6 protein-coding genes and 2 pseudogenes are annotated in these 5778 nt (G+C 37.1%); 5 read left to right on the top strand and 3 right to left on the bottom strand.

From position 1 onward, the window contains the following. Together clpB and AC1DJR_RS17530 are read right to left on the bottom strand one after the other, a co-directional pair. The coding region (clpB, locus tag AC1DJR_RS17535; protein ID WP_477003128.1) for an ATP-dependent chaperone ClpB at window positions 1-2479 on the bottom strand (2479 nt) is incomplete at its 3' end. A gap of 172 nt (window positions 2480-2651) precedes the next feature. Then, window positions 2652-2831, bottom strand: a complete 180-nt coding sequence (locus AC1DJR_RS17530; protein WP_002086997.1) for a YjzC family protein — start codon at window positions 2829-2831, stop codon at window positions 2652-2654. Between the two features lie 491 nt (window positions 2832-3322). On the opposite strand from AC1DJR_RS17530, the gene AC1DJR_RS17525 reads away from it, so the two are divergent. The 3 genes from AC1DJR_RS17525 to AC1DJR_RS17515 all read left to right on the top strand — a co-directional run bounded on the left by AC1DJR_RS17525 (window position 3323) and on the right by AC1DJR_RS17515 (window position 4576). Beyond that, entirely contained in the window at window positions 3323-4132 is an 810-nt protein-coding gene (locus AC1DJR_RS17525; RefSeq protein WP_002201383.1) for a Cof-type HAD-IIB family hydrolase, read from the top strand. A gap of 105 nt (window positions 4133-4237) precedes the next feature. Then, a complete protein-coding gene (locus tag AC1DJR_RS17520) occupies window positions 4238-4378 on the top strand; it encodes a hypothetical protein (RefSeq protein ID WP_000516816.1) in 141 nt (46 codons plus the stop codon). Then, on the top strand, window positions 4379-4576 hold the full coding sequence (locus AC1DJR_RS17515; RefSeq protein ID WP_429687347.1) for a DUF3813 domain-containing protein: 198 nt from the start codon (window positions 4379-4381) through the stop codon (window positions 4574-4576). It abuts the gene before it with no gap. A gap of 40 nt (window positions 4577-4616) precedes the next feature. Here AC1DJR_RS17515 and AC1DJR_RS17510 read toward each other — a convergent pair. Then, window positions 4617-5291, bottom strand: a pseudogene (locus AC1DJR_RS17510) (YitT family protein); the annotation flags it as partial. Window positions 5292-5391: 100 nt separating this feature from the next. On the opposite strand from AC1DJR_RS17510, the gene AC1DJR_RS17505 reads away from it, so the two are divergent. Both AC1DJR_RS17505 and prsA read left to right on the top strand, forming a co-directional pair. After that, entirely contained in the window at window positions 5392-5523 is a 132-nt protein-coding gene (locus AC1DJR_RS17505) for a DUF3941 domain-containing protein (protein ID WP_001120851.1), read from the top strand. Window positions 5524-5653: 130 nt separating this feature from the next. After that, window positions 5654-5778 (top strand): annotated as a pseudogene (prsA, locus tag AC1DJR_RS17500) (peptidylprolyl isomerase PrsA); the annotation flags it as partial.

Genomic DNA, 5778 nt, shown 5'->3' with positions numbered 1-5778 from the left:
GTTTTAAAGGACGAGCTCCGTACATCGGATCGAATCCAGCTTCTACAACAAATTCTTTTGCAGATTCCGTCAATTCTAATGATATGTGGCGATCTGCTAAACGCCCTTGTAATTCTTGTACAATCTTATCAACAATACCTTTAATTTCATTCCTTGTCAGAGGTTTGAATAAAATAATTTCATCGACACGGTTTAAGAATTCTGGTCGGAAATGTCCTCTTAATTGTCCCATCACAAGTTCTCTTGACTCTTCTTTAATAGAACCATCTTCTTCTAGCCCTTCTAATAAGTGAGCAGATCCAATATTTGAAGTCATAATAATAACCGTATTTTTAAAGTCTACTGTACGTCCTTGTGAATCTGTAATGCGGCCATCGTCTAACATTTGTAATAAAATGTTGAATACTTCTGGATGTGCTTTTTCGATTTCATCTAACAAAATAACAGAATATGGTTTACGTCTTACTGCTTCTGTTAATTGTCCACCTTCTTCATATCCAACATATCCAGGAGGCGCTCCAATTAAGCGTGACACTGCGTGTTTCTCCATATACTCAGACATATCGATACGAATCATTTGCTCTTCACTGTCAAATAATGTTTGMGCTAACGTTTTTGCAAGCTCAGTTTTACCAACACCTGTAGGGCCTAAGAAAATAAATGAACCAATTGGACGATTCGGATCTTTAATRCCAGCGCGAGCACGAAGTACTGCGTCTGATACAAGGCTTACCGCTTCCTCTTGACCGATAACACGCTCTGATAAAATTTGTTCAAGACGTAATAATTTCTCACGTTCACCTTCAACRAGTTTTGCRACAGGAATACCAGTCCACCTTGAAACAATGTCTGCAATTTCTTCTTCACTTACTTCCTCGCGTAATAAACGATTCTCTTGTTTATTATGTGCACCCATCTCTTCCGCTTCTTTTAACTCTTTTTCGATAGCTGGAATTTTCCCGTGGCGAAGCTCAGCTGCTTTATTTAAATCGTAATTTCCTTCTGCTTCTTCTAACTCACGGCGCAAGCGCTCTAAATGTTCACGTAAGTCACGCACTTTATGAATGTCTTCTTTTTCTTTCTCCCATTTCGCTCTCATACTACTTGCAACTTCTTTTAAATCCGATAATTCACGTTGCAATGTTTTTAGGCGCTCTTGACTACCTAAGTCCTTTTCTTTCCCAAGAGCAGCTTCTTCAATTTCCAGCTGCATAATGCGGCGCGTTACTTCATCTAGTTCTGTTGGCATAGAATCAATTTCTGTTCGAATTGTTGCACAGGCTTCATCAACAAGATCAATTGCTTTATCGGGCAAGAAACGATCCGAAATATATCGATCTGATAAAACAGATGCCGCTACAATCGCGCGGTCATGAAWATTTACACCGTGATAAATTTCAAAACGCTCTTTTAAACCACGTAAAATGGAAATTGTATCCTCAACAGTTGGCTCTTCTGCTAACACTTGTTGGAAACGTCTTTCTAACGCTGGATCTTTCTCAATATATTTACGGTATTCATCTAATGTCGTTGCCCCGATACAATGCAGTTCACCACGCGCTAGCATTGGTTTTAACATATTTCCCGCATCCATCGCTCCTTCTGTTTTACCAGCGCCGACGATTGTATGAAGTTCATCAATGAATAATAAAATGCGACCTTCACTCTTTTTAATTTCATTTAATACAGCTTGCAGACGTTCTTCAAACTCACCGCGGAATTTTGCTCCGGCCACAAGTGCACTCATATCTAAAGCGAAAATTGTTCTATCTTTTAATCCTTCTGGGACATCTTTTTTCACAATACGCTGCGCTAATCCTTCAACGATTGCTGTTTTACCAACACCTGGCTCTCCGATTAAAACGGGGTTATTTTTCGTTTTGCGTGAAAGAATGCGGATCACGCGGCGAATTTCACTATCTCTGCCAATTACAGGATCAATTTTCCCCGCTCTTACTTCAGCCACTAAATCACGGCCATATTTTTCTAACGCTTCATAAGTTGCTTCTGGATTTTGACTAGTCACTCTTTGATTCCCCCGAACTGTCATTAAAGACTGTAATAAGTTATCTTTCGTAATATAAAATTTTGCGAATAATTGATTTATATCGCCTTTTTCTTCAGAAAAAGCAAGTAATACATGTTCGATTGAAATGTAGTCATCTTGCAATTTCTCCGCTTCTTTTCCTGCTCTTACAAGCAGTTGTTGCAAAGCACCTGTTACATATAATTTCCCTGCCTCTGCCCCGCTTCCAGTTACAGAAGGCTTTTTCTTAATTAAACTTTCTACACCTTGCTTTAACGCTTCTATATCGACATTCATTTTTTGAAAAATACGTACCGTTAATCCGTCTTGTTGCTCTAATAACGTAAGCAATAGATGAACAGTATCTACTTCTTGATGATGATGAGATACCGCTAAAGATTGAGCACTCATAATCGCTTCCTGTGTTTTCGTTGTCATTTGATTTAAGTCCATCTTTACAGCCCTCCAAACGTTTGACTTTCTTTGACCTTTGATTTGATTATACGCCAACTGACTTTTTTATACAATAATTTTGCTTATGTAGTTCAAACTTATTATTGGAAAAAGAAAAAAGTAACATTCATTTTCCTAATCAAAAAAGCCGCAATAACGATTGCGGCTTCTGTTACGGTTTTCTTTTATATGTCCACTGACGGTTATGATTTGCGTTCTCTGGAAACTTTTCACCGGCAGTTAATTGTACCATTTGCGGATTTTTCACCATACTTCCCGTTTCACCAATTTCTACGTAAATGCCATCATTTGGCGCTTTTTGCCCTGAACGAAACCTGCGATTTTGTCCCATTTCCATTCTCCTTCCATGACGTCTTGCCTCATTAGTATATCCATTTTAAAAGAAAGCTTTTCTGTCATGTTTAGGAAACAAGTACTACCGTTTACCCATGTACATATATATAATTACACAAGCTTAAGCAGGAATTATTGGCATATTTGTTGAAAAAAAAGAAACCAACCTACTTTAGGCCAGTTTCAAAGGAGAGTCAAACATATACGAGAAGATTACATGTTTATTATAAGTCGCATCATTCAAACAATGTAACCCTTTTCACAAATTGTACATAATGAAAGAAACATTGTTTGAACTTTCTAAAAATATATTGACTTTTCCTAATTTCCAACGAGAAATAGTAGACACCACAGCGCTTCGCGACGTAAGATGGATATATAGTGAAACTTTCATCTACAGTAGTTTCACCCAGTCTAACCTCTTATTTCTGCATATTAAAAAACGGAAATACAGATAGAAACAAAAAAATTATTATAAGAGGTGAAATTATGAACAAACAACATTTAATCGCATTAGACTTAGACGGAACTTTATTAACAGACAACAAAATAATTTCTCCAAGAACGAAAAACACAATTGCAAAAGCAAAAGAACAAGGACATATTGTCGTTATTTCAACAGGACGTCCATTCCGCGCTAGTTACGATTATTATAAAGAACTTAGCCTTAACACACCAATCGTAAACTTTAATGGAGCTTACGTTCATCACCCTCTTGATTCAAGTTGGGGAACACATCACTCTCCTCTTGAACTTTCAACAGCGCAAGAAATCGTCCGAGCTTGCTTTGATTTCGGCGTGAAAAATGTCTATGCTGAAGTCATCGATGATGTGTATGTCCGTGAAATTGATGAAGATAAAAAACATATTTTTGAATTCGGTTCTCCTAAGATTTTCACAGGAGATTTATTAAATACTTTAAACGACCATCCAACTTGCTTATTAATCGATGCACATGACGAGCACTCTGCTGCAATTCGCCAACATTTAACAGATATGCATGCTGAAGTCATCGACCATAGAAAATGGGGTGCGCCTTGGCCAATTATTGAAATTGTAAAAAGCGGATTAAATAAAGCTGTCGGATTACAAAAAATTTCAGGCCATTATAATATTCCTAAAGAGCGAATTATCGCTTTTGGTGATGAGGATAACGACTTTGAAATGATCGAATTTGCTGGTCATGGAATCGCAATGGGTAATGCGATTCCTGAATTAAAATCACTCGCAAATCATACGACATTAACGAATGAAGAAGATGGTATCGCTCTATATTTAGAAGAGGTTCTTGGATTGTAATCTAAAAATTCCCTACTTATAGTTTCTCGCCAAACGCTCATACTATTATTAGACGCAAGAGAAAGCGCGTCAATTGTTTTCAGCTAAATAAAGGGGGTTTTTCGAATGGGTAAAAAGAACAAATCAAAGCGTTTTATCCAGCAAGGAGCCGATGCTGTTATGAAGCATGATGCAAGATTCCCGTACCGAGGTACATTAGCTGAGGCAGAAAAAGCAAGAAGTAACTCTTCTTTTGGAGGGGTTTAAATGGGGAACTTACTATTCCAACAAGCTAGAGATGCTGTTGCAAATGCCGTATCTTGTTCAAGCGGCGCTGAACAACAAGATCTCGTATATACAGCAAAAAACGCTTTGCACTCTGCTTATGCAAACTCTTCAACTGCTGAAAAAGTTCAGCTACGTGAAATGCAGGAGCAATTGCAAGACATTACGAATTTGCATTAAAAAAAGAGGACCAGCTTTGGTCCTCTTTACTCTTTTCGAACACTAAGCGAGAGTGAATCGCTTTTCGCACATCTGCCCCGTTCTTTGTAACAATTAATGCCGTAATCTTCACATGACGGGTATGAATCGCATCAATAATTCTCGTTGATACATACAAAGTGACTAAAGTATATAATGCCTTTTCCCATCCATACACGTAGCCAGCAGCGATAATGATAAGTGCATTAAAGAAGAAAAAATACGTGCCGACAGGCTTATCTTTTATTTTTGATAAAATCATAGCGATAATATCTAGACCACCTGTAGAAGCCCCCCACTTTAAAGCAACTCCTACCCCAATCGCTGAAATAATCCCACCAAAAATCGCATTCAATATAATATCGTGCGAAACCGCTCTAACTGGGATAATTTCTAAAAACAAAGTCATAAATACAACACAAAGAAAACTAAAAAATGTAAAGGCCTTCCCAACCTTTTTCCACGCTAAAATAACGACAGGAATATTAAACAAACTAAACAATACCCCCGTAGATATATGAATAGATAAAAAGTCACCTAATATTTGTGACAATAATTGAGACAATCCAGCAAAACCACTCGCATACACTTTCGCTGGTGTTAAAAATAAATTCATCCCAATCGCATTTAATAAACCCGCAATAATTACAACGACTAACTTCTTAATAAGTTCAGTATAATTCAGCTTCAAATCCATTTCTAATCCACCTTTAGTATTCATGAATGCACCGCTATACATAGTCTTTACGAAAAAGGAAATGATAAACATACAACGTTTAGAAATGGAGTTGATACATATGCCACATACTAGCGATAACGACAAAAAAGCACGCGACAATAATGCAAAGCGYACTCAAAAAAATGAACAAGAGCAAAAAAATATTCAGCAAGGAAAACGTGCATATTCTAAGAAAACCGATCACCTTTGATTAAATCGTACATCAACGTTAATGTTGATGTACTTTTTTTACATTTTACAGGGAAAAAACATTAAAAATTCACTTCATGTTCACTTCTATATTCTACAATAGCGATAACATATTCGGATGAGGTGTTAGCATGAAAGGAAAAAGTACATTCATTATCACTGCACTAATAAGTATATTAATGCTATCTGCTTGCGGACAAAAAAATGACTCGGCCACAATCGCTACAACAACAAACTCAACCATTACGAAGAGCGA

It is taken from the genome of Bacillus sp. 05T31, from assembly GCF_056396725.1.
The sequence above is the reverse complement of the archived record's forward strand: the minus strand, read 5'-3'. Positions and strand labels throughout refer to the sequence as shown.